This is a genomic window from Janthinobacterium sp. GW460-12-1-14-LB5 (assembly GCF_059423585.1).
The window spans coordinates 52,241-77,714 of record NZ_JBWKYD010000024.1 but is presented as its reverse complement, the minus strand read 5'-3'; the positions used below and the strand labels follow the sequence as shown (position 1 = coordinate 77,714).

Here is a 25,474-nt window from a genome sequence, read left to right as displayed (position 1 = left end):
GCAGCGGGTGCGGCAGCCATGCCCGGCGACTATAGCATATCGCCCCTGCCTCTGCCCTGCGCGGTCAGAACTGCAGCGTGTACGACGCGCCCACTGTGCGGCCCTGGCCGATGATCACCGTGTCGCCGTTGACGGCGCCGGGCACGAAGCTGGTAAGCGTGTGGTTGCGGTAGACCTTGTCGGCCAGGTTGTTCGCATACGCCGTGATGCGCTGCTTGCCGCCCGGGAGCACGTACGACAGGCGGGCGTTGGCCAGCGCGAAGCCGCCCTGGTTCAGCAGGTTGCGCGCGGCATTTTGCGGGTCGACATAGTAGTACTGCTTCGACGTGTAGCGCACGTCGCCGCTGAAGACCAGTTGCGCGCCATTGCCCAGCGGGTAGCGGTAATCGGCCGCCAGCAGGGCCGTCACGTGGGGCGAGCGCACGAATTCGTTGCCGGAGCGGTCGCCGCCATTGTTCTGGATGGCGAAATCGTCGAATTCCGTGCGCAGCAGGCCCAGGTTGGCATTGACGTGCAGGTTGTCCGTCGGCTGCGCCTCGATCTCGAATTCCGCGCCGTTGACGTGGGCCTTGCGCACGTTCTGCAGGTAATTGACGCTTTGCGTGGGGTCGCCGTTGTACACGCCCGTGATATTCACCTGCACGTTCTTGTAATCATAGTGAAAAACGTTGGCGTTGAAATTCAAACGCCCGTCCAGCCATTCGGACTTGATGCCCGCCTCGAACGAGTTCAGGGTTTCCGGCTTCACCGTGTTCAGCGCGCGCACGTCCGTGGCGCTGGTGTTGTAGCCGCCGGACTTGATGCCGTGCGCGTACTTCAGGTAGCCGCGCAGGGTGCGGCTGAAGCGGTATTCGGGCGTCACGTCATACGTCAGCGCGTTCCACGTGGTCGATGGATTCGACGTGAAATTGTTGTTGGCCACGGAGGCGGCCGTGTAATTGCCGCCCCGGACCGTGTTCCACCAGTTGGCCGCATCGCCGAACGTCACCGTGTTCGAGACGGCCTGCACGCGCTGCAAGTCCAGGTCCTTGGTTTCCGTCGTCCAGCGCAAGCCGAACGTGGACAGCAGCTGCTCGCTGAAGTTGACGGTGGTGCTGCCGAAGATGGCCGCGCTGCGCGCCTTGTGCTGGTAGATGGTGCGGTTGTAGCCGACGGGCTGCGTGCTGCCCGCCAGCGCCGGCACGGTGCCGTTGGGCAGGCGCGCGCCGGCCGAATCGGCATCGATCTTTTCATTGAAGTAGAACAGACCCGCCACCCAGCTCACGGCGCCGTTCTGCGGAGACGTCAGGCGCAGCTCCTGCGACACTTGCCGGCTGCTGGCCTTGGAACGGCTGCGGCCCACTTCCAGCGGCGTATTGTCGCTGTCGCCCGTGGCTTCGTTCCTGAAATTTTCATAGCCCGTGATGGAAGTGAGGGTCACTTCGCCCAGCGCATATTCGAGGTTCAGCTGGGCGCCGCCCTGTTGCACGTCGCTGTCGGCCGGCGCATTCGTGCTGACGTCGTCGGGATTCGTGCTGGGGACGTAGCCGTTGCGGTACACGCCATTGGCGCCATAGCTGGCCACGGTCGTGGTGGCGCCCTTGGTCGTGTAGTCGCGGTAATGCAGGTTCAGATTCGCCGTCAGGTCGCGCCCGATCAGGGCCTTGAGCTGGCCGCGGATGGCGCTGTCCTTGAGTTTTCCATCGCGTTCGCCCGTAAACTGGTTGTGGAAGCGGCCCTTGTCCTGCTGCTCCGTATGGAAGGACAGCCGCCCCGCCAGCACCTCGTCGATCAGCGCGCCGCCGATGGCGCCTTCGGCCACGGTGGTGTCGTAGCTGCCGTAGTCAAGCTTGGCGTAGCCGCTGGATTTGAACGAGGGTTTGCGCGAGATCACGTTGATGGCGCCGCCCGTCGTGTTCTTGCCCCACAGGGTGCCTTGCGGGCCGCGCAGCACTTCCACCCGGTCCAGGTCGAACAGGGGAAAGCCCGTGGCGCTGGAATTGCTGATGTAGACGTCATCAAGGTAGAAGCCGACGGGATTCGGAAAGTCCACCTGCTGCTGGCCCGCGCCCACGCCGCGTATCCACCAGCGCGGGCGGCCGTGCTGCTGCGTGCCGGCCGAGGCATTCGGCACGTAATTGAGGATTTCGCTGGCCGAGCGGCCGATGCCCGTGTCGAGCAGCTCCTTGCCGCCTAACACCGTGATCGCGCTGGGCACCTTCTGTGCCGATTCCTCGCGCTTTTGCGCCGTCACCGTCACCGATTGCAGCGAGGCGCCCTCGCCCGAGCCATTGGCGTCGGCCGCGGCAATGACATCGGCGCCAGGCGTTTCCGCATGGGCCAGACCTGGGGCGAGCATCAGGCCGCCGATGGCGAAGGCCGAGCGCAGCGCGCGGCGCACTGGCGTCAGGTGGAAAGGAAATGGGGAAGAGTCGGCGGGAGCAGTCGAACGGCGCATGGGTGATTATCCTTGAGTAAAGTCAAAACGCGAGATGGTGATGACCAGTATTGCAAGGCGCATGCCCGCTGCCGCAGCGCAGCAAAACAGAACGTAAGTATTTGATTTCAAAGGAAGAGTATCGTCATGATAGCGCTGTTGATTTGGCAGCAGCGCCGGTGCCGCGTGCTGCCTGCGCGACAGCAGGCGGTGGCGCTGCTGTCGCGGCAACAGGGGAAAGGATCAGGCGGCGCGCAGCAGTGCCGCCGTGTGGCCGCGCACGAGGGGCAGCACTTCCTCGCCCACGCGGTACGCTTCTTCCAGGTGCGGCGTGCTGGCCAGGATGAAGGCGTCGGCGCCCAGCTGCACCAGTTCATCGAGGCGTTCGGCCACCTGCTGGTAGCTGCCGACGATGCCCTGCGTCTGCCCGCCGCGCAGCAGATTAAAACCGGACCAGATGTTCGGCGCCGTGATCAAGTCCTTGTAGCTGTTCAAGGTGGCCGGGCGGTTGCCGCGCTGGCGCGCCGCGCCCACGGAATCGCCGCCATCGGCACCGAGGAACTGGCGCAGGGTGGCCGCGTCGACGGCGTCAAACCCCTTGCGCACCTCGTCCCACGCCTCTTCCTCCGTGGCGCGGGCGACGATGTCGACGCGCACGGCGCACTTGATCTTGCGCCCCAGCAGCGCCGTCCTTTCATGCACACGGGCGAATTTTTCGCGCAGCTGCTCGAACGGTTCCAGCCACGTCAGGTAGTAATCGGCGTGCTTCGAGGCCGAACCGAGGGCCGCGTCGGAGGAACCGGAAAAATAGATCTCGGGGAAGTCCTGCTCCGACAACGGCGTGGCCAGGCCCGCGTCTTCCACCTGGTAGAACTTGCCCTGGTAGGAAAACGGCCCGCCGCGCCACACGCCGCGCACCACGTCGAGGAATTCCGTCGTGCGCGTGTAGCGGTCGTCGTGGCCGGCCGCATCGCCCCACCACAGCTGCGCCGGGCCGCCGCCGCCCGTGATGACGTTGTACAGGGCGCGCCCGCCCGTGGCCCGCTGCAGGCTGGCCGTCATGCGCGCGGCCACCACGGGGTTCAGAAAGCCGGGCTGGAACGGGATCATGAAGCGGAAGGTGCGCGTCTCGCGCGCCAGCAGTGCGGAAATGGCCCATGGTTCATCCGTCATGGGAAAGGACGGAATCAGGCCGCCCTGGAAGCCCGATAGTTCGGCCGCTCGGGCGATCTCCGCCAGGTAGTCGATATACGTAAAACCGTCGGCGCCGCCGCCACCGAGACCGGCCTGGCGCAGGTTGTCATTGCCGGGGAACCAGTCGCCGCGAAACGGCGTGCGGGCGCGGTGCGAACCCGGTTCGCCATGCGTGGGGATGCGCCAGAAAAAATCGATTGCCATCAGGGGTACTCCTTCAAATAATGTGGATTCAAGCCGCTTGCAGCGCGGATGCCGTCAACGATGCGCGCAAGGCTGGCAATACGTGTTCGCCGATGCGGTAGGCCTCCTCGAAATGGGGGATGGCCGCCAGCACGAAGCTCGACACGCCCGCCTGCGCGTACGCTTGCAGCGCGGCGGCCACCTGCGCATAACTGCCCACCAGGGCCCCGTGGGCACCCGTCTGCGCTTGCGCAAAGCCGGGCCAGAAGGCGGCGGCACGGTCATCGAAGGGCGCATCGTCAGGTAGCCCGGCGCCGCTGCGGTAGCGCCGGGCGTCGCGCAAGGCTTCGTCGAACGTTTCACGGGCCAGCACGTCGATGCGCAAACCCGCCGCCACGGCGCGGCCCAGCTGGCGCGCCTGCGCTTGCAGGCTGCCGATGGAAGGCTGCAAGTCCGCCACGGGCGCCGCATCGAAGACGTGCACGTCGGCCTGGCGCGCCGACAAGGCCAGCGCCTCGGGGCTGTCGCCCGTCAGGTAGATGCCGTTGACACGGTGGTTCGCCAGCGGACCCTTGAAGCCGCCATCCTGCACTTCGAAGAACCTGCCCTTGAAGCTGAACGGCGACGTACTTTGCACGCCGCGCGCCACCGTGATGAATTCATCGATGCGGGGCAGGATCTCGGCGTCGGGCGCCGCATCGCCCTGGCGCCGGCGCGCTGCCGCATCGCCGCCATGGCCGATCTGCCAGGCGAAGCGTCCGCCCGTGAAGCGCTGGAAGCTGACGGCGTTCTTTGCCGCATACACGGCCGAACCCCAGGCCGCGTCGAATTCGGCGATCAGTTTCAGATGGCGCGTGCTGCGGGCCAAATACCCCGCGACGATCCAGCTTTCATCGCCCTGCGTATCGTGGCGTATCTGGATGCCGTCGAAGCCGGAAAGGTCGGCCGCGCGGGCGATCTGGTGCAGGTAGTCGAAGTAATTGAAGGGCGGACGCGCGCCGCGCGGGTCGCTCACGCCCGCCTGCAGGGGGCTGGGCGCGCCAGCGGCCCGTTCGCCCCTGCGCGTGATGCCGGGCGCCGCATAACGGCCGTCGCCGCTGGTGGGCAATTGCCAGATGAATTCGATGGTCATGCATGGACTCCTGTCGTGGGTCGAAGAAAACACCGCTGCACATTGGCGCAGCGGCCTGCCCTTCCCTCCTCGCAGAAAACATGCCATGCCCCGTGGGTCCGCCGGCGCCATTCTTTGTTGATTTGGCAGCAATCAGCTGCATCCATGGCAGCAGATTGCTGCGCGCGCAGCAGCCATGAAAAAAGCCGGAGCCGCAGCGCTGCGGGTCCGGCTTCAGGATTGAAGTGCAGGATTAGTCGATGGCGCCCGCCTTTTTCAGGAAAGTGCGCAGGATGTTGCGGCTCAGGTTCAGGTGTTTCGCCGTGCGCACCTGGTTGCGCTCATTGCGCTCCCACGCGGCGCGCACCAGTTCCTGCTGTATCGCTTCGAATTCCACGGCCTCGCCCGAGTCAAGCAAGGCTTGCCAGGCGCGGGCAAAGCGCTCGGCGGCCAATAAATCGTCCTGGCCCGCTGCGCCGTGGGCCGCGTAGGCGATGTCGGCGCCGCCGGCCCAGGCGTCCGGCACGGGTACAGGGGCGGACGCGGGCGCCGGAGCGCGGTGCCAGCCCGACAAGCTCAGGTCCTCGGCGCGCACGACGCCGCTGCGGCAGACGAGCAGCGCGCGGTGGATGACGTTTTCCAGTTCGCGGATATTTCCCGGCCATGGATAGGCCAGCAAGGCTTGTTGCGCATCAAGGTCCAGCTCGACCTCGCCCAGGTGCAGGCGCTGCGCATAGATGGCCATGAAGTGGCGCGTCAGCGGCATGATGTCGCCCGGGCGTTCGCGCAGGGGCCGCAGCGGCAGGCCGATCACCTGCAGCCGGTAATACAGGTCTTCGCGGAAGCGCCCGGCCCGTACGGCTTCGGCCAGGTCCACGTTGGTGGCGGCGATCAGGCGCACGTCGATGGGGATGGCGCGCCGCGCGCCCAGGCGCACCACTTCGCGCTCCTGCAGCACGCGCAGCAGCTTGACCTGCATCGCCAGCGGCAAGTCGCCGATCTCGTCGAGGAACAGGGTGCCGCCGCTGGCCGTCTCGAACCAGCCCGGTTTGCCCTGCTGCGCGCCCGTAAATGCGCCCTTTTCATAGCCAAACAGTTCGCTCTCGACGAGGGTTTCGGAAAACGCGCCGCAGTTGATCGCCACGAAAGTCTGCTCGGCGCGCCCGCTCAAGCCGTGCACGTGGCGCGCAATCAGCTCTTTTCCCGTCCCCGTCTCGCCCGTGATCAGCACCGTCGCCTCGCTGGGCGCGATGCGTTCGATCAGTTCATGCAACTGGCGCGAACGGGGGTCGGCAAAGACAAAGGCCGTGGCGCGCACCAGCAAGCTCATTTGCTGCGGGTCGCGGAAGGCGACGAGCGCACCATCATCGTCGGCGCTGGCGCCACGGGCAAGGTGGGCGCTGCGCGCGAAATCGCTGCTGAAGTTGTGGGCTAAGAGTTCCATGGGCCGACTATACCGCGCGCCATCTGCCGGCGTGAACGAATGGTGCCGCGCTAGCTTATCCGGATTTTGCATATGCGGGCGCTGGCCCCTTGCTGGCCCGAAGCTTGCATCGGCATTGACGCAGATCATGTCGCCAACCCACCACGGAGCTTCCCCCATGCCAGCACGCCAGCTCGTCCTGAACGTTTTTTTGCAGCGCCACGGCCACCATCCGGCCGCCTGGCGCCATCCATCCGCCAGCGCCAGCGGACGGCCCGACCTGGCCTGGTGGCTGCGCGCCGCCAGGCTGGCCGAGGCGGCCAGGTTCGACAGCTTTTTCATCGCCGACTTCATCGGCCGCTCGGGCGACGTCACGCCGGACACGGGCCGCGCCGCCATCGGCCTGCCGTTCGAACCCTTCACGCTGCTGTCGGCGATTGCCGCCGTCACCAGCCACATCGGTCTGATCGCCACCGTCAACACGAATTACGAGCACCCGTATCACGTGGCGCGCAAATTCAGTTCGCTCGACCACCTGAGCGGCGGGCGCGCGGGCTGGAACGTCGTTTCCTCATTCGCCGAGCATACGGCGCGCAATTTCGGCATCGATGCGCCGCGCAACCACGCGCAGCGCTATGCGCGCGCCGATGAATTCGTCGCCCTGTCCAAGGCCCTGTGGGACAGCTGGGACGACGATGCCTTCGACCGGCCAGACCGCGCCGGCGGCCAGTTCTACCAGCCGGCCGCGGGCCATGCGCTCGATTTCCGGGGCGAGTATTTCGCCTCGCAAGGCTTGCTGGACTTGCCCCGCCCCGTGCAGGGCCACCCCGTGCTGGTCCAGGCGGGCAATTCCGAGACGGGCCGCGAATTTGCCGCGCGGCTGGCCGAAATGGTGTACTGCTCCGCCACCTCGCTGCCCGTGGCGCAGGCGTATTACGCGGACGTGAAAGGCCGCATGGCGAAATATGGCCGCGCCGAAGATCAATTGAAAGTCACTCCAGGCCTGTCCGTCGTGGTGGCGGAGTCGGACCAGGAGGCGCAGGACCAGTTTGGCGAGCTGCAGGCGCTGGTCGACTTCAGCAAGCTGGAATTTGGCGGCTTCGACTTGTCCGGCTATCCGCTCGACGGCCCCCTGCCCGACCTGCCCTACCAGGCGGGCGACAACGGCAAGGGACGTTTTCAACAGCAGCTGGAGCTGGCCCGCCGCGAGCACCTGACCTTGCGCCAGCTGGTGCTGCGCTTTCGCGTGGCGCGCGGCCACCTGCAAGCGATCGGCTCCGTCAAGACGGTGGCCGACGTGATGGAGCAGTGGTTCGTGGAACGGGGCGCGGACGGCTTCAACGTCGTGCCGCCCCTGCTGCCGCAAGGCTTCGAGGACTTTACGCGGCTGGTGGTGCCGGAACTGCAGCGGCGCGGCCTGTTCCGCACCGAGTATGCGGCCAGCACCCTGCGCGGCCACCTGAGACTGGCGCGGCCCGCCAACCCGCATACGCTGGGGCGGGAGCGGGCCGCCTGACCAAGGCTAGACTAGGCTTGATCCGGATCAAAATGCTTGCGCAAGCCTTGCCAGCACTCGAAATAGTCGCTTTGCAGCAAGCCGCCGTCCAGCGCGAACGGCGTGGGCTTGAGGATGGTGCGCGTCTCGAACATGAAAGCCATGGTGTCGCCCACTTTCACGGGCGCGGACGTGTCGCTGTGCGAGGCCTTCTCGAACGTTTGCGCATCGGGGCCGTGGCCGGACATGCAGTTGTGCAGGCTGGCGCCGCCCGGCACGAAACCGGCCGCCTTGGCGTCGTACACGCCATGGATCAGCCCCATGAATTCGCTGGCCACGTTGCGGTGGAACCAGGGCGGGCGGAACGTGTGTTCGGCTGCCAGCCAGCGCGGCGGGAAGATGGCGAAGTCGATGGCGCCGAACAGCGGATTTTCGCTCGGCGCCTGCAGCACGAGGAAGATCGACGGGTCGGGATGGTCGTAGCTGATCGAGCCGATGACATTAAAACGGCGCAAATCGTATTTATACGGCGCATAATTGCCGTGCCAGGCCACCACGTCCAGCGGCGAATGGTCGAGCGTGGTGCGCCACAGGTGGCCGCCGAACTTGGCCAGCAGTTCGCATTCGCCGTCGATATCTTCATACGCCGCGTGCGGCGTGAGGAAGTCGCGGCTGTTGGCCAGGCCGTTCGAGCCGATCGGCCCCATGTCCGGCAAGCGGAAAGCCGTGCCGAAGTTTTCGCACACATAGCCGCGCGCCGCGCCGTCCGGCAGGGTCACGCGGAAGCGCACGCCACGGGGAATCACGGCGATTTCCTGCGGCTCCAGCTCGATCAGTCCCAGTTCCGTGGCAATCGCCAGCCTTCCCTCCTGCGGCACGACCAGCAATTCGCCGTCGGCCGAGTAAAAGAAGCGCTGCATGGAGCGGTTGGCCGCGTACACGTGGATGGCGCAGCCGCTCATCGCTTCGGCGCTGCCATTGCCGGCCATCGTTTGCCAGCCGTCGATGAAGTCCACCGCCGTGGCACTGTCGGGCAGCGGCAGCGGGTCCCAGCGCAACTGGTTCGGCGGCGTGGGGGGCATGGCGTGAAAATCGCTGACGATGCGGGTATTCTGCAGCAAAGTGAATGGCGGATGCTGGCTGGCCGGGCGGATGCGGTACAGCCACGAGCGCCGGTTCTGCGCGCGCGGCGCCGTGAAGGCCGTGCCCGACAATTGTTCCGCGTACAGGCCCAGCGGCGCCCGCTGCGGCGAATTCTGCCCCTGCGGCAAGGCGCCGGCGATGGCTTCCGTGGCAAATTCGTTGCCGAAGCCGCTTTGGTAGCCGGCGCCTATCATGCGCCCTCCGCCAAGCCGTCGGCCGCGTCGCGCAGCAAGCCCTGCACCACATCGGCCCGGCCGATGGTGCCCATGGCCAGCAAGGCGAAGCGGGCGAGGAACAAGGGCGAGCGCTGTTCGCCCAGGCCGCCCATGGTGTGGCACAGCTCCGTGTACAAATTATCTAGTTCGATATCGGTCATGTTGTCTCCTTGTTACTTTGATTGGGCGATGCCGACCGCCGCCAGCGCTGCCGCCACCTGCCCCGCCCGCACTTGCCGCCAGCGCCCCAGCACGTGCCCATCCGGGCGCACGAGATAAAACGTGCCGGGCTGCGCGTCGAATAGCGAGCATACTTGCGCCGTATGATCCCAGGCGCTCCCTTGCTCCCCGCTGCCGGCGATCGCCACGGTCGTCAACGGCAAGCTGTCGCCCAGCGCCAGCAGTTCGGCCGGTACGGCGCCATCGTCGCTGAAGTACAGTCCCGTAAAATGGCCATCCGCACGTTTCAGCAAATCGGTAATATACCGCGCTTTTTGCCCGCCGTTGTGCGGCAGCGCCAGCGGGCACTCGGGCAAGACCGTGCCCGGCGCGGGGCCGGCGGCAAACGTCTCGCTATCGGGCGCATTCAAGGCTGATTGCGAATACGCGATGGCGCTGGTCTGGCGCGGGTTGATCAGCGAGCGCACATGCGCATGCCTGCCCGCCAGGCCCAGCACGGCCGTGCGCATCAGCTCGAAAGCGAACGTGGGCGGCGCCATGAATTCCGTGCTTTTGGTGCCGTGGCGCAGGTTTTCACGGGCGGCGAATACGCGCTCGTCCGAATAGCTGTCGAGCAAGCTATCCGGCGCCTGGCCCTTGACGACGTAGGCGAGCTTCCAGGCCAGGTTGTCCGCGTCGTCGATGCCGGAATTGGCGCCGCGCACGCCGAAGATGGGCACCAGGTGGGCCGCATCGCCCGCGAACAGCACGGCGCCGTGCCGGTATTTGTCCAGGGTCAAGGCGTTGGCTTTATAAATGGTGATCCACACGGGATGCCACGGGGCAGTCTCCCCCATCATGGCCAGCAGGCTGTCCACGCGGGGCGCCACGTTTTCCAGCAGCACGGCCGCCTGCGCATCCTCGTCGTCGCGCAGCTGGTAATCGATGCGCCAGATATCGTCGGGCTGCTTGTGCACCAGCACGGTCGAGCCGGGGTTCGACGGCGGGTCGAAATATGCGAGGCGCTCCGTCGGACGCCCGCTTTTCAGGTGGATATCGACGATGACATAACGGCCTTCATAGCTGGTGCCCTGGAGTTTCAAGCCCAGCGCCTCGCGCACGGCGCTGCGCCCGCCATCGGCCGCCACCAGCCAGTCCGCGTCGATGGTGTAGGTTTCATCGGGCGTGGCCACCGTGACCGTGGCGCCGTCGGCGCGCTGCTGCACGCCCGTGACGCGCGTCTGCCAGCGGATATCGATCAATTCCGGCTGGCGCTCGGCCGCATCGAGCAGGAATTGCTCGATATGGTATTGCGCCAGGTTGACCATCGGCGGCAATTTCTGGTTCGCGTCTTGCGGCATCGTAAAGTGCAGCACTTCCTCGTCGCGGTAAAAGCTGCGCCCGCCCGCCCACGCCAAGCCTTTACTCAAAAAACCGTCGAGCGCACCGAGGCGGTCGATGATTTCCAGGCTGCGCCGCGAAATGCAGATGGCGCGGCTGCCCGTGCAGACGCCGTCGTCCGCCTCGATCAGCACCGAGCGCACGCCGTGGCGCGCCAGGCCCAGGGCCGTGGCCAGGCCCACGGGACCGCCGCCGACGATCAGCACGGGCACGTGCTGCGTGCCGGTGCCGACAGGCTTGCCGGACGGATACACTTTCGGCACATGGGGATAAGGGTGGAATGTATCGCTCATGATGTTTCCTCTTCAACAATATTATTTGCTGCTGCGCGCAATCGGCAGGGTCAGCACGATGGCCGCGCCCGCCACCAGCAGCACGCTGGCGTACAGCAAGCCCGTGGCAAAGCTGTGCGTGACATCCTTCAGCCAGCCCACGACGACGGGGTTCAGGGCCGAGCCGATATTGCCCGTGGCATTGATGACGGCGATGCCGATGGCGCGCGCGCCCAGGCTCAGCGCACGATCCGGCGTGGTCCAGAAGACGGACATGGCGGTATAAGCGCCCGTCGAGGCCATGCACACGCCCAGCAGTTGCACGATGGGGTTGGCGGCATACGCGGTGAACAGCCAGCCGGCCGCCGACAGCAGCATGGGCCAGACGATGTGCCAGCGGCGTTCCTGCAGGCGGTCCGAGCGGCGGCCCCAGGCGATCATGCCGATCACGGTGCACACTTGCGGGATGGCGGCCAGCAAGCCGATCTGCGTGTTGCTGGCGTTGCTATTGAAACTTTTCACGATCAGCGGCGTCCACACGGCCACCATCGCCAGGGTATTCACCAGGCAAAAATAGGCGACGCCGAATTTCAATACCGTGGGCGACAGCATTTCCGCCAGCACCGACGTTTTTTGCTGCGGCGCAACAGGTTTCTGCTCGGCTGCCAGCATGCGCGCCAGCACCTGCTGCTCCAGCCTGGTGAGCCAGCTCGCCTTGCCCGGTGCGTCGTCGAGGTAGCCATACACGGCCAGGCCCAGCAGCACGGAAGGCATGCCTTCGAGCAAGAATAGCCATTGCCAGCCCTTCAAACCCCAGTGGCCGTCCAGCCCCAGGATCAGGCCGGACAAGGCCGAACCAATGGCGGCCGTCACGGGCATGGCGATCATGAACAGGGCATTGGCGCGCGCCCGGTAGGCGCTGGGAAACCAGTACGTGAGGTACAGCAGCATGCCGGGCAGAAAGCCCGCTTCCGTCACGCCGACCAAAAAGCGCAGCGCATACAGGCTGGCCGGGCCGCTGGCGAACAGGGTCGCCGTCGAGGCCAGGCCCCAGGCGATCATCATGGAGCCGATCCATTTACGGGCGCCGATGCGGGCCAGCACGATGTTGCTGGGGATGCTGCAAGCGATGTAGGCGATGTAAAACAGCGTGGTGGCAAAGCCGAACTGGGTGCCGGACAGGCCCAGGTCTTGCATCATGGTCAGGCCGGCGAAGCCGATGTTGATGCGGTCAAGAAAGGAAAACACGAACAGCAGGAACAGAAAACCCAGCAGATGGCGCGATACCTTGCGCATCACCTGCTGTTCCATTTGGTCGGTGGCCGCGTCGAGGACGGGCGCAGTGGTGGCTTGTGTGGCGGGGGGCATGCTTGTCTCCATAAGGTGTCGCCCTCCCCTTGTTGATTTTATTGGGTGAGAGCGGCCGGGTGATCCCGGCTTGCAACACAGTATGCAGACGACGATGCCGGCGGCTGTCCCCATTTTGGGGACGTTTCGCGGCTAAAACTGTCAAAAAGGCGGAGCCATCCCTACGTCCAAGGGATTAGACAGGCGCTGGCGCCATGCACAGCGCAAACAGTTGCCGCTGGCTGGAAATGCCCAGGCGCTTATAGGCGCGCTTCTGGTACGTGATCACGCTGGACGGTTGCACGCCCATGGTCTCGGCGATTTCCACGGCCGTCAGCCCCTCGAGCACGCCGCGCAGCACGTCGAGTTCGCGCTTGCTCAGTTGCGGGCCATGCAGGCGCAGCCGGGCCAGCAGCATGGGCGCGACGCCCTGCGTGGCTTGCCCCTTCAAGCTGTAATGATGCTTGACGGCATGGGCAAACAGCGGCGACAGGGTTTCGATGCCGGCGATCTCGGCGGGCTGGAACTGGCCCTGGCTGCTGTCGCGGTAGAAATTGACGGACAGCCAGATATCGCCGGCCGGCTGCACCAGCAGCGACAGCCGGTCCGAGACATTCGGCTTTTGATAACAGACGGCGCGGTAGCCGGGATGGCGGATCTCGTCGCTCGCTTGCTGGTGCAGCACGATGGCGGGGTCCAGCTTCGGCTGGCGGGCCGGCGCGATGACGCTCTGGTTGCCGTCGAGTGCATAGTAATGGCGCGCGTAGCTGTCGGCGATATCCTGCAAGAAACGCCCGCCCCGCCGGTCGGCCACGGCCACCGTGCGGGGCCGGTTGCCGAATTCATAAGCAAAGATCGTGCACTGGGCGATGGAAGCGGCCGTGCCGGCCGTTTTCAGGATGGCGCCCGCCATGGCATTCACGTCGGCATGGCCGATGGCCGCCACCAGATCGAGGGCGCGCCCCAGGTCCAGCTGCCCTTCCGCCTGCCGCCGTTCCACCTGCCAATAGCGCATGGCCGTCTCCCCCGGCGCTTATTGTTGACGCTGCGGCAAGACCCAGTCCGGCCGGATGTAATGGCAGGTGTAGCCGTGCGGCAAGCGCTGCAGATAATCCTGGTGCTCGGGTTCCGCTTCCCAGAACGGGCCGGCCGGCGCCACTTCCGTCACCACCTTGCCGGGCCACAGGCCGGACGCGTCGACGTCGCGGATAGTCTCTTCTGCCACGCGCTTTTGCTCATCGCTGGTGTAGAAGATGGCCGAACGGTAGCTGGTGCCGCGGTCGTTGCCCTGGCGGTTCTCCGTGCTGGGGTCGTGGATCTGGAAGAAGAATTCCAGGATCTTGCGGTAGCTGATGGCGGTCGGGTCGAAAATGATCTCGATCGCTTCCGCATGCGTGCCATGGTTGCGGTAGGTGGCGTTGGCGACGTCGCCGCCGCTGTAGCCCACGCGCGTGGCGATCACGCCCGGATAGCGGCGCAGCAAGTCTTGCACGCCCCAGAAGCAGCCGCCGGCCAGGATCGCGGTTTCGTTGTTTTGTGTCATGTTGATCATTCCTTGAGCTGAGATACTGGTATGTATCGTCCATCTTACCCTGTCGCGGCGTTTTCTTCAGCGGGCCAGCAAGCGCTTCAGCTGCGCCGCCTGGTAGGCGCCGATGGCGTCGTTGAACAGGCAGCGGATCAGGGGGTCGTCGACGATATCGGCCTCTTCCAGTGCGGCCCGCGCGGCCGCGTCGAAAGGACCATCATTGATGCGCATGTACATCGACGTCAGCGATTCACCGAGCACCAGCGCCGCGTGGCATTTCACCAGCGGCACTTCGGTGGTCCAGCCGGGCGCTTCGCCGGTGGCGGGCACCAGGTCGATCAGGTCGCCATGCGTGCGGTAATGCAGGATGGTGGCGGCGCCGTCATGGCCGTACAGCGACAATCGCCACAGGCGCGGTTGCTGGAAGTAGCTGTCGTCGGGCAGTTCCATGTCGCGGTAGCGCTCAAGCAAACCATTGCGGCAGAAGTCGAGCACCAGCGCCGTGTCGGCGGCGCTCAAGGGGGCGAAACGGCGCGCGATGTCCGCCGTGGCGGGCGCAAGCGCGTCGGGGCGGTAGTCGAAATCCACGTCCTGCGGGCCCACGGGGAGCACCCAGGGCAAGGTTTCGGCGCTGCTCACCCCGTGCGCATCGAGCAGCACGGACGTCGACGGGTCGAGGCGGAAGATGTGCGCATCGGGCAGCGCGGCGCCGATTTCATCGGCAAAGCGGCGGTAAGTAATCGGGAACATCGCGTGGTTGTACCAGGACCAGTCTTCCTGCACGAACTGGCAGGAACTGGGCACCAGGTAACGGGGCGCCAGCGCGCGCAGCTGCGGCACCCAGTCGTCGGGCAGCTCGACCGGGCCAGGCTGCGCCTGCGACGGCGCGATGACGGCGATCTCGCGCATGGTCTGGAACGGCCACAAGACCATGTCCCAGGGCGCGAACGCGGCCAGCTGTTCCAATGTTTCGGGGCCGATCCAGGAGTCGACGACGTTGAGCACATTCAGGCCGGCGGCGCGCACCTGGAACAGCGAATCGACGTCATCGTCCAGCGCCCGGCGCGGGATCACCTCGATGGCGCCCACCCGCACGGGCACGTCGACCTGCAGCCGCTCGACGGACGTAAAACCGAGCGCGCGGAGCATCGCGAACAATTCGTCGAAGACGCAATACAGATAAATGGGCGTGGCGCGGTCCAGCGCATCGAGGCTGTCGAGCGAGCAGTGGTCGTCGTGGAAGTGCGAAATGAAGACGGCATCCCAGCGCAGCCGGCGCACGGCGTCGAGGTCGAAGCGCACGGACGGAAAGGCGTGGCAGTTGCGGCTGAACGGATTTTCGACGATGGGATCGAAGGCGATGGCCGTGCCTTCGCATTCGAAGACATAGCCGGCGTGCAGGATGCGGGAGATTTTCAGGGGCATGGGAAATCGGAAAGAACCCAACGGCGGAAATGCCGGGGTCGGACCCTGAGGGTCCCACCCCAGACTTTGCCTTTGGGGTAAAAAAGGACGCTAGCTGTGCGCCAGAGACAAGGCTCAATACGGATTATTCAGCACATCCATCGCAAAATACGTAAAGATCATGTCCGCGCCCGCGCGCTTGATGGCGCCCAGGGTTTCCTGCACCACGCGGCGCTCGTCGATGGCGCCGGCTTGCGCGGCGAACTTGATCATCGCATATTCGCCGCTGACCTGGTAGGCGCCGATCGGCAGGCGCGTCACTTCGCGCAGGTCGCGGATGATGTCCAGGTAAGCGCCGGCCGGCTTGACCATCAGCGCGTCCGCGCCTTCGGCTTCGTCGATCAAGGATTCGCGCACCGCTTCGCGGCGGTTCATCGGATCCATCTGGTAGGTCTTGCGGTCGCCCTTCAGTGTGCTGCCGGCCGCGTCGCGGAATGGGCCGTACAGGCCCGAGGCGAACTTGGTCGAATACGCCATCACGGGCGTGTCGTGGAAACCGGCCGCATCGAGCGCGCTGCGGATGGCCGCCACCTGGCCATCCATGGCCGCCGATGGCGCGATGATGTCGGCGCCCGCCTGGGCCGCGATGACGGCTTGCTTGCCCAGGTTCAGCACCGTGCTGTCATTGTCGACCGTGTCGCCATGCAGGATGCCGCAATGGCCGTGGTCCGTGTATTCGCAGAAGCAGGTGTCGGACATGACCACCATTTCCGGCACGGCGTCCTTGATGATGCGCGACATGCGGGCCACCAGGCCGTCCGGGTTCAGGGTGTCCGTGCCGTGGCTGTCCTTGTGGTGCGAAATGCCGAAGGTCATGACGGAGCGCAAACCGGCGCGCGCATAGCGCTCGATTTCCTGCGCCAGCTTCGCTTCGGGAATGCGGCGCACGCCGGGCATGGACTTGATGTCGATGAAATCGCTGCTGCCTTCGTCGACGAAGATCGGCAGGACCAGGTCGCGCGGATTGATCTCGGTTTCGCGGAACAGCTCGCGCAGTTGCGGGGTCGCGCGCAGGCGGCGCATGCGCGAAGTGGGGAATTGTGCTGGCATGGGGTGACTGGCTTCAGGTTAACAACGCCGATAAGTATACGCCGATCGCGCCGCTTGCGCCGGGCTGGCCGGCAAAAAAGCCGCGCAGGTCAAAAAATGCCGCCCTGCGCTTTCATTGCGGCAGCAACAGGGCCGCCACTTGCCAGCGCATGTCCGCCGCCAGCTGCACCAGCATGGCGCCGCGGCGGCGCGCGTCCGCCCGCTTTTTCGACGGCACCAGCTCCAGGTCGGGCATGCGGCAAGGGCCGCACGGCAGGCGGAAATTGCCGTCGCCGGTGGGCAGCGCATGCAGTTCGCGCCACGCCAGGTCGTAGTCGCACGAGATATGGCGGCGCCGGCGCCAGTTCAGCGCGATGCGGTTGGCGTTGCTGACCAGGTCCAGGTGGCCGCAGCCGAAAAAATCGCCCAGGTCGCGCAAGGCGGCGACCATCAGGTTTTTCGGCCGGCAGCCGTGCAGCGCCCGCGTGGCTTCCTTCACCGCCAGCGCGCCGGCGGGAGAGCGCAAGCCCTGCAAGGCACCCAGCTGGATGGCGCCGCCGCCGGGCTGGGGACGGAACAGGAAACTGGCCAGGTACAGCGAGACGCCGTCGCGCGTCAGGCGCAGGCACAGCTCCCCTTCGCGGTGGCTGTCGTGGATGGCCGTCAGCTGCAGGCGGTAGGTGGCGCCATCCTTGCCCTCGATGGCGGCCAGCACCAGCGCGCGGCGCGCCGCGTATTCCACCAGCGGCCGCGCGCCCGCCTGCCACAGGAAGCGGTAATGCCCGCGCAGCAGCTCCACGCGCGCCGCGCAAGCGAGCTGGCGGCTGGCGTAGGGGCGGTAAATCTTGTACAGCAGGCTGGGATGGGCTTGCGCCAGCGCAGCCAGTCCCGGCGTGCCGGCGATGTAGGCTTGCCAGCGCGCGCGCTGCAGCGGGAAGACCAGCGCGCCCAGCGCGGCCTTGAGGCGGTGGCCATGCTGGCGCGGTGCTGCCTGTTGCGGCGCGGCGTTGTCGCCGGTGGCGGTAAAAGTAGGCATGAAAACGGCTCTGCGACGGATCGGAACAGACAAACCGCGGCAGGCCGCGGGCAGCCCGGAACAGGCGGCCGCGCACGCAGCCGCTCTACGCCGGGTAGAGGGGATGATAGGGGGAGGCGAAAACGAAGGGGGTTACAAGTTGGTAATGTGCCGTCCGGCTACACTAGCGCGGCAGCCGCAAACGCAGGCGCAAGCCCGGCGCCGCATCCTCGATCTCCAGGCTGCCGCCGTGCAGGGCCGCGATGGCGGCCACGATGGACAGGCCCAGGCCATTGCCGGGCAAATGGCGGCTCTTGTCGAGGCGGTAAAAGCGCTGCGTCAGCTTCGGCAATTCCTCGGCAGGCACGCCGGGGCCGTTGTCGCGCACGGCCAGCCAGCTGCCCTGCTCATCGCTGCCGGCCGACACTTCCACCGTGGCGCCCTGCCCCGCGTACTTGATGGCATTGTCGACCAGGCTGGCCAGGGCGCTGCCCAGCAGGTTGCGGTCGCCGCGCGCCGGCACGGCCTCGCCATACATCTGCACCAGCAGCACGCCCTGCTCGTCGGCCGTGGCTTCATACATTTCCACGATGTCGGCGCCGATCTGATGCAGATCAATGTCGTCGAAATTCTCGGGACGCATGCCCGATTCGGCCGCCGCGATCTGCAGCAGCTTGTCGAACACGCGCGTCAGGTCGTCGATGTCGTCGATGGCCGCCTGCGCCGTGCTCTCGTAGCCGGCCACGCCCTGCTGCTGGCGCAAGGCGCCATCGAGCTTGTTGCGGATGCGCCCCAGCGGCGTGCGCAAGTCGTGCGCGATGGCGTTCGACACGTGGCGCACGCCTTCCATCAGGTGTTCGATGCGGTCGAGCATGCGGTTGATGTCGCGGCTCAGCAAGCCGAATTCATCCTCGCTGGAGACGGGAATGCGCCGGCTCAGGTCGCCCGCCTCGATCTCGCCCGCCGTGCGGCGGATCTGCCCGATGCGCGCCTCGAGCTGGCGCCGGAACAGCCAGGCGCCCGCCACCACCAGCAGGATGGCCACGCCGCCGCCATAGGCCAGCGAGCGCAGCACCAGGGTGCGGATCGACTTGCCCTCTTCCATGTCGCGTCCGACGAACAGGCGCGCGCCGCCCTCCAGATCGCGGATCAGCATGCGCGCGGGCACCCTGCGGCCTTCGCGCGTGACGTCGCGGTGCAGCAGGTGGCCCACGGGGCTGCCCAGGTCGGGCCAGGACGACAGATTGCCCGCCACGCGGCGGCCATCGGCGCCCACCAGCAGGAAGATTTCCGTATCGCTGTCGGTGCGGTCGGTCAGCAGATGGGCGATTTCCGCCGTCGTGCGGCTGGCATCGTCCTGCTGGTACAGCGCGGCGAGGCGCTCCGAGAGCAGGGTCAGCTTGCGATCCACGCTGCGATCGAGCACGCCGATGGTGCCGAAATAGAACACGGCGCAGACGATGCTGATCGACACCACCACCAGCACGCCATAGCCGAGCGCCAGCCGGGCCGCGATCGAGCGGTGCAAGTTACGCACTGTCGAGCACGCCCAGGGTGTAGCCGACGCCGCGTACCGTGTGGATCAGCGGCGGTGAAAATTCCTTGTCCACCTTGGTGCGCAAGCGGCTCACCTGCACGTCGATGACGTTGGTCTGCGGGTCGAAATGGTAGTCCCACACGGCTTCGAGCAGCATGGCGCGCGTGACGGACTGGCCCTGGTGGCGCATCAGGTATTCCAGCAGGCGGAATTCGCGCGGCTGCAGGGCGATTTGCCGGTTGGCGCGCGTCACGCGCATGGTGCGCATGTCGAGCACCAGGTCGGCCACCTGCAGCTGCGTCGATTCGGGCACGGGCGCGGCGCGGCGCAGCAGCGCCTCGATGCGCGCCAGCAGTTCGGCGATGGCGAACGGTTTCGACAGGTAATCATCGCCGCCGCTGCGCAGGCCGCGCACGCGCTCGTCGACGCTGGACAGGGCCGACAGCACCAGCACGGGCGTGTTGCGGCCCATGCCGCGCAGGCGCGCGACGATGGCCAGGCCGTCGATCTCGCCGGGCAGCAGGCGGTCGAGCACCAGCGCATCCCAGTCCTCGCCGCAGGCCAGGCGCATGCCGTCGATGCCATTGTCGCAAGAGGTGACGTCGTGGCCCGCTTCGCGCAGGCCGGCACAAATGTAACGGGAAGTTTCGGCTTCGTCTTCGATGACCAGGCAGCGCACGGGGGATTCCTTGTAAGTTCAGGCAGCAAATACGCGCAGCATACGCCAGGCGCGCGCCACTTGCCAGCCCCGGCGTGCGCCGCCAGGCGGCGGCCGGCTAGTTACATTTGCCGCGCAGCCTGGCGATCGCCACGAAGGGCAAGGCATACACGCCGCCGATGCCGATCGGGCCGATGCTGGTGGGCTGGCGCTTCAAGCCGTCGGCGTGCAGGCAGTCGGGCACCTTCGCCTCGGCGAAGGCGGCGGCGAACTGCTCGTATTTTCTGTCGGCGCGTATCGTCACCTGCTGCATGGCCGGCTGCGGCAAAGCGTCGCGCGCCTGCGCCTCTTCGGCCAGCACGGCACGCACGGCGTCACGTATCATCGATTGCGTCAATTGCGATCCCGGTTGCGGTTGCGGTTCCGGTGCCGCTCCCGGGACCGCGTCCAGCGCCTGGGCCCCGGCCTGCGCCGCCACGCACAGCCAGACCGCGGTGACAAGCTTGCAAGCTATTTTCATCGTCATTATCCATGCATGCCAGGTTTGCAATATTTCCTTCAATATAGCAGCATTCGTGCGCGCCGGGGCGTGCGGCGAACGTTGACGGGGTCGGGTACAATACAGCCTCGACAATGTTTGGCCGCGCCCGCGCGCGCATGTTTTATCGGCGCCGCCCGGCTTGCCGCGGCCTGCATCGCCACCCCTGCCATTAACGAACATCAGGCACGCCCGGCGCGCGCCACAGACAAATATAGCCATGAAATCGACCCACTCTCTCGCACTGGCGCTGGCCATGGCCATTACCTGCGGCGGCGCCGCCGCCGCGGACACCAAGCAAAGCATGCTGTTCGATGAAATCCCCATCGGCAGCTGGAGCACTTCCGCCGAACTGGGCGCCATCACCACCTCGGGCAACACTGTCGGCACCTCCGTCACGGGCAAGATCGACGCGCGCCAGGAACTCGACGACTGGAGCAACCAGTACATCTTCAGCGGCTACTTCAAGGAAGACGAAACTACCGACGACGACGGCAAGAAGGTGCGCGAGCGCTCGGCCGAACGCTTTTCCGCCTCCGCCAAGGCCGCCTACAAGCTGATGGCCGACCATGAAAAACTGTTCGTGCTGGCCTCGCACGTGAACGACAAGTTCGGCGCCTACACCAAATACTCGACCCTGGCCGTCGGTCATGGCTCGCGCTGGTACCAGTCGAGCGACAAGAGCGTCGACGTGGAAGTCGGTCCTGGCTATTTCAGCGGCACCAACGACGCGGGCGAATCGGAACACGGCCTGACAGTGCGCGGCGCGGCCGCCATGAAGTGGAAAATCAGCCAGTCGGCCATGTTCACCCAGACGGTCAGCGTGGAACGGGGCACCTCGAACACCCACTCGATCGCCGAAACGGCCCTCAGCACGAAGATCAACGGCACCATGCAGATGAAGGCCGCCTTCAGCGCCCGCAACGACACGCGCGTACCGGACGACAAGAAGAATACGGATACGCAAACGTCGCTGACCCTGGTCTACTCGTTCTAGGCGCGGACCGGCCATGCTGATGCGGCGTCTGCGCGTATGCGCCCTCCTGTGCGCGGCGGCGCTGCTGAGCGGCTGCGCCGCCGTCACCGTCAGCGCCATTTCCCCTGCCGACTACCTGCAGCAACGGCGCGGCGACATCCTCACCACGGGCAAACTCAGCGCCTCGGCCAGCGAGGTGCTGCGCATCATCGGCAGCGACATCGCCGCCTGCGAAGCGAATACGGGCAGCTGCCGTGCCGACCTGGCCCGCTCCGAGCTGCTCAGCGACGAGCAGCGCCTGGCGACGCTCTCCGAATTATGGCTGGAAAGCGCGCTGGCGGAAGAAAAACAGGGCGGCCACCCCAGCGCCGAGCGCCTGGCCGCCTGGCTCGAATCGGCCCGCTATGCCTACGCCTACCTGTTCTACACGACGCGCACGCCGGGCCAGCGCGCCTTCGAGGAGCGCCAGACGCAAATCCGCGACTACTATAACTATGCCGTGCAAAAGGCCGTCGGCAACCTGTTCCGCCACCGCGGCGAATACAGGCCGGACGGCCATGTGATCCGCGTCGCCGGCTGGCACATCGACAGCGAACTGTCGGCCCTGCGCCTGCCCGAAGACGGCACCCTGCCCGAAGAACTGCTGCCGGCCACCTCGCTGTCGTTTTCCGGCCTGCGCAATGTGTACCGGCGCGACGGCTTCGGCGCCGACCTGGTGGCCGTCATGCCCAAGCCCCAGGCGCCGCAAGGCGAGTACGTGCCGTACCAGGAGACGCGCTTCCCCGTCGTCACGGCGCTGATCCGCTTCGACGGCAACAGCCTGCAAGAAGTACTGGCCACGCAGCAGCTGCTGGTGATGCTGGTCGACCCGACGCGCAGCGAATCGACGCGCATGGCGGGCCAGGAACTGCCCGTGGCGGCCAATTTCACGGCCGGCTATGGCCTGTGGCTGGCCCGTTCCGGCTTCGGCGTGCAGGCGCTGCGCACCCTGTTCGGCCGCGCCGACGGCATTTCGCGCCCGCAGGTGCACCTGATGCAGCCGTATGACCCGAACAAGCGCACCATCGTCATGCTGCACGGCCTGGCCAGCAGCCCGGAAGCGTGGATCAACGTGGCGAATGAACTGATGGGCGACGAACAGCTGCGCCGCCGCTACCAGATCTGGCAGGTGTACTACCCGAGCAATGCGCCGCTGGCCGCCAACAATGCCGCCATCCGCAAGGCGCTGGCCGCCACCCTGGCGCAGTTCGACCCGGCTGGCAAGGCGACGGCAGCGAACGAGATGGTCTTGATCGGCCACAGCATGGGCGGCGTGCTGGCGCGCCTGATGGTGTCCGACGCCAGCAACACCCTGCTCGACGCCATCACGGAAGAATACAATTTGAAGGGCAAGAAGGCGGAAAAAGTGCGCGCCGGACTGGCGCCCTACCTCAATTTCACGGCCATGCCGCAGGTGAACCGCGCCATCTTCATCGCCGCGCCGCACCGCGGCACCTCGTTCGCCAACCACAAGGTGGCGCGCTGGATCGCCAACCTGATCACCTTGCCCATCAACATGCTCGAGCAGCTGTCCGACGCGGCCGGCAGCCTGGCGCAGCTCGACACGGGCAGCAGCGAGCCGCTGCGCATCCCCAACAGCATCGATAACCTCAGCGACAAGGACCCGTTCGTGCGCCTGGTGGCCGACCTGCCCATCAGCCCGAAAGTGCGCTACTACTCCATCATGGGCAACGACACGCCGGACCTGCCCCTGGCGGAATCGAGCGACGGCGTGGTGCCCTACGCCAGCGCCCACCTCGACGGCGCGCTGTCGGAAAAAGTCATTCCGTCCTGGCACAGCGTGCAGGAAAGCCCGCAGGCGATTCTGGAGATACGGCGGATTTTGCGGCTGCCGGACAGCTTGCCCTGATCGGCCGCGTATATCTCGCTGTCTGATGCAGGAAACATGCACTTCTCGCTTGATAAAGTTGCGAAACATGATAATCTTGTGTGTAATACGCCTGGCGCATATACCCGAGGAGCGAACATGACAGCGCATCTGCATCACGACACCCTGGCGCCCGAGCGCCAGGAATGGACCGACAACGACCTGCGGGTAGTGGAGCAATTCTCGCAATTGGTGAGCGCACAACTCGACATAGTGGCGCAAGGTCCCGAGCGCGAGCGCCTGATCGACCTGGCCACGCGCGCGCTCGATGCGGCGCGCGCCTCGCTGCGCGCCGCCCCGCCATCGATACCGCTGCAGCTTCCCGTGGCAAAACTCAAGGTTTCCGATGTCATTGGGCAAGGATGGCTGGCACTGTCGCAAGCGTCGCTGTATCGCGCCGTGGAAAGCCAGCGGTTCTATTGCGTGACGCCCAAGGGACGCAGTATCGGCAAGGAGTTTCCGGCGTGGCAATTTGTCCAGCCCGTGCCGGAACTGATCGCGCCCGTGCTGGCCATCCTCGCCGGCCAGCCCGGTAGTGACATCCATGCCTTCTGGGTCAGCAGCGCCGACGAACTCAACGAACTGTCGCCGGCAGAGCTGCTCGCAGGCAAATCGTTCGAAACGCGGGCCGAAGTGCATCCCAGTCAGCAAACGCTGCTGGATTTGCCAGCCAGCGAGAGATTGCGCAAGGTGCTTGCGGCAGCGAAGTGGCAGCATAGGGGCATGGCCGATATCGTAGGCTAGCCCCGCATGACGCTGCAACTGAAAGATACGCCTGTCCCGCCAGAAATGACCGCGCGCCTGCCGGCGCTGGCATCGTTGCGCGCTGAATTACTGAGTCATAGCATCACCCATCCAGCAGGCCAGGTCCTGGTGCGCGCGGCATGGAACACGGCATCGATCTGGCCGTTGAAAGTCCAGCGCACCTACCGCTTCGGCCCGCCCGCCGAGCTGGCAGATGCGGCTGGCTTCCCCTATCACTGGGCGTATCTTGCGGACGATGCCTACACGGCGGCCTGGGAAGCCCAGCTTTGCCAAAACGACGTAACGCGCCCGGGCACGTTTTACATCGCACACCGGGCGGAGCAAGCCCTGATCGCGACCTTGTCATTCAGCGCCCCGCTGCAATTGCTCGACCTGACCGGGCTGGCCGCCAGCCGGCTGGGCATTTACGATCAATTGCACAGCCCCGATCACGGCTGGTGCCAGTGGCTGGGCTGGCAGCTGGACCAGATCATTGCACAGGAGGCAGGCGCGATTCACGGCTTCGTGTATCCATCGCGCCGACAACCCGGCAAACTTGCCTATGCGATTTCTTCTCGCCAGATGACAACATTGGGGACAAGCATGGCGTGCTCACAGCTGCCATTCGGCGACACTGAAGCATATCCGCGCTTGCTGGCCGACCGCCTGCGCGTGGACCCACCCTGAGCTGATGCTCCCTACGCCGGCTCGCGCCACTTGTCCTTGATTTCCAGCATGGCCGGCAAGTGTTCGATGAACAGCGCCAGCAGCAGCGGATCGAAATGCGTGCCGCTGTCGCGCTGCATGGTGGCGATCGCGTCCGGCACCGTCCAGGCGGGCTTGTAGGGGCGCTCGCTGGTGAGGGCGTCGAAGACGTCGGCGATGGCGACGATGCGGCCTTCGTGGGGAATTTCTTCGCCTTTGAGGCCTTGCGGATAGCCGCTGCCGTCCCATTTCTCGTGGTGCGTCAGGGCGATGGTGCGCGCCATTTTCAACAGGCCGCCCGCGTGCTCGCCGATGATGGCCGCACCGATTTCCGCGTGGCGGCGCATGACGTTCCATTCGTCCGCATCGAGCTTGCCCGGCTTTTGCAGGATGGCGTCGGGGATGCCGATCTTGCCCACGTCGTGCATGGGGGCCGCATTCAATAAATCTTCCGCCCTGCCCGCGCTGTAGCCGGCCGCCAGCGCCAGCTGGCGCGCGTAATAGCTCATGCGGATGACGTGCATGCCCGTCTCGTTGTCCTTGTATTCGGCCGCCTGGCCCAGGGTCTGGATCACCTGCAGGCGCGAGCGGCGCAATTCCTCGGCGTCGACCAGCGACAAGTGCGTGCGCACGCGGGCGCGCACGATGGGCGGGCTGACGGGTTTCGTGATGTAGTCGACGGCGCCCGCGTCAAAACCGTCCGCCTCGTCCTTCACGTCGCACAGGGCGGTCACAAAAATGACGGGGATGGAGGCCGTGGCCGGCATGGCTTTGAGCTGGCGGCACACCTCATAGCCCGTCATCGCGGGCATCATGATGTCGAGCAGGATCAGTTCGACGGGATTGTTCTGCGCCAGTTCCAGCGCCTTCTCGCCATCCTTGGCATACAGCAGGCGGTAATCGTCCTGCAAAATCTGGCGCAGCACCTGCAGATTCGTCGCTTCATCGTCGACCAGCAGCAGGATCGGTTTGTCTTCGTGTAAGGTCATCGTCA

22 protein-coding genes are annotated in these 25,474 nt (G+C 65.9%); 5 read left to right on the top strand and 17 right to left on the bottom strand.

The window, feature by feature from the left end:
- Window positions 1-64: 64 nt before the first annotated feature.
- The 4 genes from AC07X6_RS22635 to AC07X6_RS22620 form a co-directional block, all read right to left on the bottom strand.
- Window positions 65-2,437, bottom strand: a complete 2,373-nt coding sequence (locus AC07X6_RS22635) for a TonB-dependent receptor (protein WP_494792473.1) — start codon at window positions 2,435-2,437, stop codon at window positions 65-67.
- A 222-nt stretch (window positions 2,438-2,659) separates the two neighbouring features.
- The gene (locus AC07X6_RS22630; RefSeq protein WP_494792472.1) at window positions 2,660-3,814 is read right to left on the bottom strand and encodes an LLM class flavin-dependent oxidoreductase; all 1,155 of its coding nucleotides are present in this window, start codon (window positions 3,812-3,814) and stop codon (window positions 2,660-2,662) included.
- 28 nt (window positions 3,815-3,842) lie between these two features.
- Window positions 3,843-4,925 carry an LLM class flavin-dependent oxidoreductase gene (locus AC07X6_RS22625; RefSeq protein WP_494792471.1) on the bottom strand — a complete coding sequence of 361 codons (1,083 nt, stop codon included), beginning with the start codon at window positions 4,923-4,925 and terminating at the stop codon, window positions 3,843-3,845.
- Window positions 4,926-5,157: 232 nt separating this feature from the next.
- The gene (locus AC07X6_RS22620; protein WP_494792470.1) at window positions 5,158-6,348 is read right to left on the bottom strand and encodes a sigma-54 interaction domain-containing protein; all 1,191 of its coding nucleotides are present in this window, start codon (window positions 6,346-6,348) and stop codon (window positions 5,158-5,160) included.
- A gap of 157 nt (window positions 6,349-6,505) precedes the next feature.
- Here AC07X6_RS22620 and AC07X6_RS22615 point away from each other — a divergent pair, with 157 nt between their 5' ends.
- On the top strand, window positions 6,506-7,843 hold the full coding sequence (locus AC07X6_RS22615; RefSeq protein WP_494792469.1) for an LLM class flavin-dependent oxidoreductase: 1,338 nt from the start codon (window positions 6,506-6,508) through the stop codon (window positions 7,841-7,843).
- Window positions 7,844-7,854: 11 nt separating this feature from the next.
- Here AC07X6_RS22615 and hmgA read toward each other — a convergent pair whose 3' ends face one another.
- The 12 genes from hmgA to AC07X6_RS22555 all read right to left on the bottom strand — a co-directional run bounded on the left by hmgA (window position 7,855) and on the right by AC07X6_RS22555 (window position 20,110).
- The gene (gene hmgA, locus AC07X6_RS22610; RefSeq protein ID WP_494792468.1) at window positions 7,855-9,159 is read right to left on the bottom strand and encodes a homogentisate 1,2-dioxygenase; all 1,305 of its coding nucleotides are present in this window, start codon (window positions 9,157-9,159) and stop codon (window positions 7,855-7,857) included.
- Window positions 9,156-9,341 carry a hypothetical protein gene (locus AC07X6_RS22605; RefSeq protein WP_494792467.1) on the bottom strand — a complete coding sequence of 62 codons (186 nt, stop codon included), beginning with the start codon at window positions 9,339-9,341 and terminating at the stop codon, window positions 9,156-9,158. Before AC07X6_RS22605 ends, hmgA begins: the two co-directional genes overlap by 4 nt.
- Window positions 9,342-9,353: 12 nt before the next feature.
- Window positions 9,354-11,033 (bottom strand): FAD-dependent oxidoreductase, encoded by a 1,680-nt coding sequence (locus AC07X6_RS22600; RefSeq protein WP_494792466.1) that lies wholly within the window; start codon window positions 11,031-11,033, stop codon window positions 9,354-9,356.
- Window positions 11,034-11,054: 21 nt separating this feature from the next.
- On the bottom strand, window positions 11,055-12,380 hold the full coding sequence (locus AC07X6_RS22595; protein WP_494792465.1) for an MFS transporter: 1,326 nt from the start codon (window positions 12,378-12,380) through the stop codon (window positions 11,055-11,057).
- A 175-nt stretch (window positions 12,381-12,555) separates the two neighbouring features.
- Window positions 12,556-13,374, bottom strand: a complete 819-nt coding sequence (locus AC07X6_RS22590) for a helix-turn-helix domain-containing protein (RefSeq protein WP_230537484.1) — start codon at window positions 13,372-13,374, stop codon at window positions 12,556-12,558.
- 18 nt (window positions 13,375-13,392) lie between these two features.
- A complete protein-coding gene (msrA, locus tag AC07X6_RS22585) occupies window positions 13,393-13,902 on the bottom strand; it encodes a peptide-methionine (S)-S-oxide reductase MsrA (protein WP_494792464.1) in 510 nt (169 codons plus the stop codon).
- Between the two features lie 66 nt (window positions 13,903-13,968).
- On the bottom strand, window positions 13,969-15,312 hold the full coding sequence (locus AC07X6_RS22580; protein WP_494792463.1) for an MBL fold metallo-hydrolase: 1,344 nt from the start codon (window positions 15,310-15,312) through the stop codon (window positions 13,969-13,971).
- A gap of 114 nt (window positions 15,313-15,426) precedes the next feature.
- Window positions 15,427-16,401 (bottom strand): porphobilinogen synthase, encoded by a 975-nt coding sequence (gene hemB / locus AC07X6_RS22575; RefSeq protein WP_070218449.1) that lies wholly within the window; start codon window positions 16,399-16,401, stop codon window positions 15,427-15,429.
- Window positions 16,402-16,513: 112 nt separating this feature from the next.
- Window positions 16,514-17,416, bottom strand: a complete 903-nt coding sequence (locus AC07X6_RS22570; protein ID WP_494792462.1) for a VirK/YbjX family protein — start codon at window positions 17,414-17,416, stop codon at window positions 16,514-16,516.
- Window positions 17,417-17,579: 163 nt separating this feature from the next.
- Window positions 17,580-18,932 carry a sensor histidine kinase gene (locus AC07X6_RS22565; RefSeq protein ID WP_494792461.1) on the bottom strand — a complete coding sequence of 451 codons (1,353 nt, stop codon included), beginning with the start codon at window positions 18,930-18,932 and terminating at the stop codon, window positions 17,580-17,582.
- Window positions 18,925-19,611: a winged helix-turn-helix domain-containing protein gene (locus tag AC07X6_RS22560; RefSeq protein WP_230502901.1), complete on the bottom strand. Its 687-nt coding sequence runs from the start codon at window positions 19,609-19,611 to the stop codon at window positions 18,925-18,927. The genes AC07X6_RS22565 and AC07X6_RS22560 overlap by 8 nt, the downstream gene beginning before the upstream one ends.
- A 97-nt stretch (window positions 19,612-19,708) precedes the next feature.
- A complete protein-coding gene (locus tag AC07X6_RS22555; protein WP_494792460.1) occupies window positions 19,709-20,110 on the bottom strand; it encodes a hypothetical protein in 402 nt (133 codons plus the stop codon).
- A 238-nt stretch (window positions 20,111-20,348) separates the two neighbouring features.
- On the opposite strand from AC07X6_RS22555, the gene AC07X6_RS22550 reads away from it, so the two are divergent.
- The 4 genes from AC07X6_RS22550 to AC07X6_RS22535 all read left to right on the top strand — a co-directional run bounded on the left by AC07X6_RS22550 (window position 20,349) and on the right by AC07X6_RS22535 (window position 24,462).
- Window positions 20,349-21,125, top strand: a complete 777-nt coding sequence (locus AC07X6_RS22550; protein WP_474291561.1) for a DUF481 domain-containing protein — start codon at window positions 20,349-20,351, stop codon at window positions 21,123-21,125.
- A gap of 13 nt (window positions 21,126-21,138) precedes the next feature.
- The gene (locus AC07X6_RS22545) at window positions 21,139-23,013 is read left to right on the top strand and encodes an esterase/lipase family protein (RefSeq protein ID WP_494792459.1); all 1,875 of its coding nucleotides are present in this window, start codon (window positions 21,139-21,141) and stop codon (window positions 23,011-23,013) included.
- A gap of 117 nt (window positions 23,014-23,130) precedes the next feature.
- Window positions 23,131-23,775 carry a hypothetical protein gene (locus tag AC07X6_RS22540; RefSeq protein ID WP_494792458.1) on the top strand — a complete coding sequence of 215 codons (645 nt, stop codon included), beginning with the start codon at window positions 23,131-23,133 and terminating at the stop codon, window positions 23,773-23,775.
- A gap of 6 nt (window positions 23,776-23,781) precedes the next feature.
- Window positions 23,782-24,462 carry an RES family NAD+ phosphorylase gene (locus AC07X6_RS22535; RefSeq protein WP_494792457.1) on the top strand — a complete coding sequence of 227 codons (681 nt, stop codon included), beginning with the start codon at window positions 23,782-23,784 and terminating at the stop codon, window positions 24,460-24,462.
- Between the two features lie 11 nt (window positions 24,463-24,473).
- On the opposite strand, the gene AC07X6_RS22530 is transcribed toward AC07X6_RS22535, so the two are convergent.
- Window positions 24,474-25,469 (bottom strand): response regulator, encoded by a 996-nt coding sequence (locus AC07X6_RS22530; RefSeq protein WP_494792456.1) that lies wholly within the window; start codon window positions 25,467-25,469, stop codon window positions 24,474-24,476.
- Between the last annotated feature and the right edge of the window lie 5 nt (window positions 25,470-25,474).

Coding starts and splice junctions, on each gene's coding strand:
- AC07X6_RS22570 (WP_494792462.1), bottom strand. CDS start 17,416: ATGCCTACTTTTACCGCCACCGGCGACAACGCCGCGCCGCAACAGGCA.
- AC07X6_RS22590 (WP_230537484.1), bottom strand. CDS start 13,374: ATGCGCTATTGGCAGGTGGAACGGCGGCAGGCGGAAGGGCAGCTGGAC.
- AC07X6_RS22625 (WP_494792471.1), bottom strand. CDS start 4,925: ATGACCATCGAATTCATCTGGCAATTGCCCACCAGCGGCGACGGCCGT.
- AC07X6_RS22555 (WP_494792460.1), bottom strand. CDS start 20,110: ATGAAAATAGCTTGCAAGCTTGTCACCGCGGTCTGGCTGTGCGTGGCG.
- AC07X6_RS22545 (WP_494792459.1), top strand. CDS start 21,139: ATGCTGATGCGGCGTCTGCGCGTATGCGCCCTCCTGTGCGCGGCGGCG.
- AC07X6_RS22530 (WP_494792456.1), bottom strand. CDS start 25,469: ATGACCTTACACGAAGACAAACCGATCCTGCTGCTGGTCGACGATGAA.
- hmgA (WP_494792468.1), bottom strand. CDS start 9,159: ATGATAGGCGCCGGCTACCAAAGCGGCTTCGGCAACGAATTTGCCACG.
- AC07X6_RS22630 (WP_494792472.1), bottom strand. CDS start 3,814: ATGGCAATCGATTTTTTCTGGCGCATCCCCACGCATGGCGAACCGGGT.
- AC07X6_RS22540 (WP_494792458.1), top strand. CDS start 23,131: ATGACAGCGCATCTGCATCACGACACCCTGGCGCCCGAGCGCCAGGAA.
- AC07X6_RS22595 (WP_494792465.1), bottom strand. CDS start 12,380: ATGCCCCCCGCCACACAAGCCACCACTGCGCCCGTCCTCGACGCGGCC.
- AC07X6_RS22635 (WP_494792473.1), bottom strand. CDS start 2,437: ATGCGCCGTTCGACTGCTCCCGCCGACTCTTCCCCATTTCCTTTCCAC.
- AC07X6_RS22600 (WP_494792466.1), bottom strand. CDS start 11,033: ATGAGCGATACATTCCACCCTTATCCCCATGTGCCGAAAGTGTATCCG.
- AC07X6_RS22550 (WP_474291561.1), top strand. CDS start 20,349: ATGAAATCGACCCACTCTCTCGCACTGGCGCTGGCCATGGCCATTACC.
- AC07X6_RS22580 (WP_494792463.1), bottom strand. CDS start 15,312: ATGCCCCTGAAAATCTCCCGCATCCTGCACGCCGGCTATGTCTTCGAA.
- msrA (WP_494792464.1), bottom strand. CDS start 13,902: ATGACACAAAACAACGAAACCGCGATCCTGGCCGGCGGCTGCTTCTGG.
- AC07X6_RS22620 (WP_494792470.1), bottom strand. CDS start 6,348: ATGGAACTCTTAGCCCACAACTTCAGCAGCGATTTCGCGCGCAGCGCC.
- AC07X6_RS22535 (WP_494792457.1), top strand. CDS start 23,782: ATGACGCTGCAACTGAAAGATACGCCTGTCCCGCCAGAAATGACCGCG.
- AC07X6_RS22605 (WP_494792467.1), bottom strand. CDS start 9,341: ATGACCGATATCGAACTAGATAATTTGTACACGGAGCTGTGCCACACC.
- AC07X6_RS22615 (WP_494792469.1), top strand. CDS start 6,506: ATGCCAGCACGCCAGCTCGTCCTGAACGTTTTTTTGCAGCGCCACGGC.
- hemB (WP_070218449.1), bottom strand. CDS start 16,401: ATGCCAGCACAATTCCCCACTTCGCGCATGCGCCGCCTGCGCGCGACC.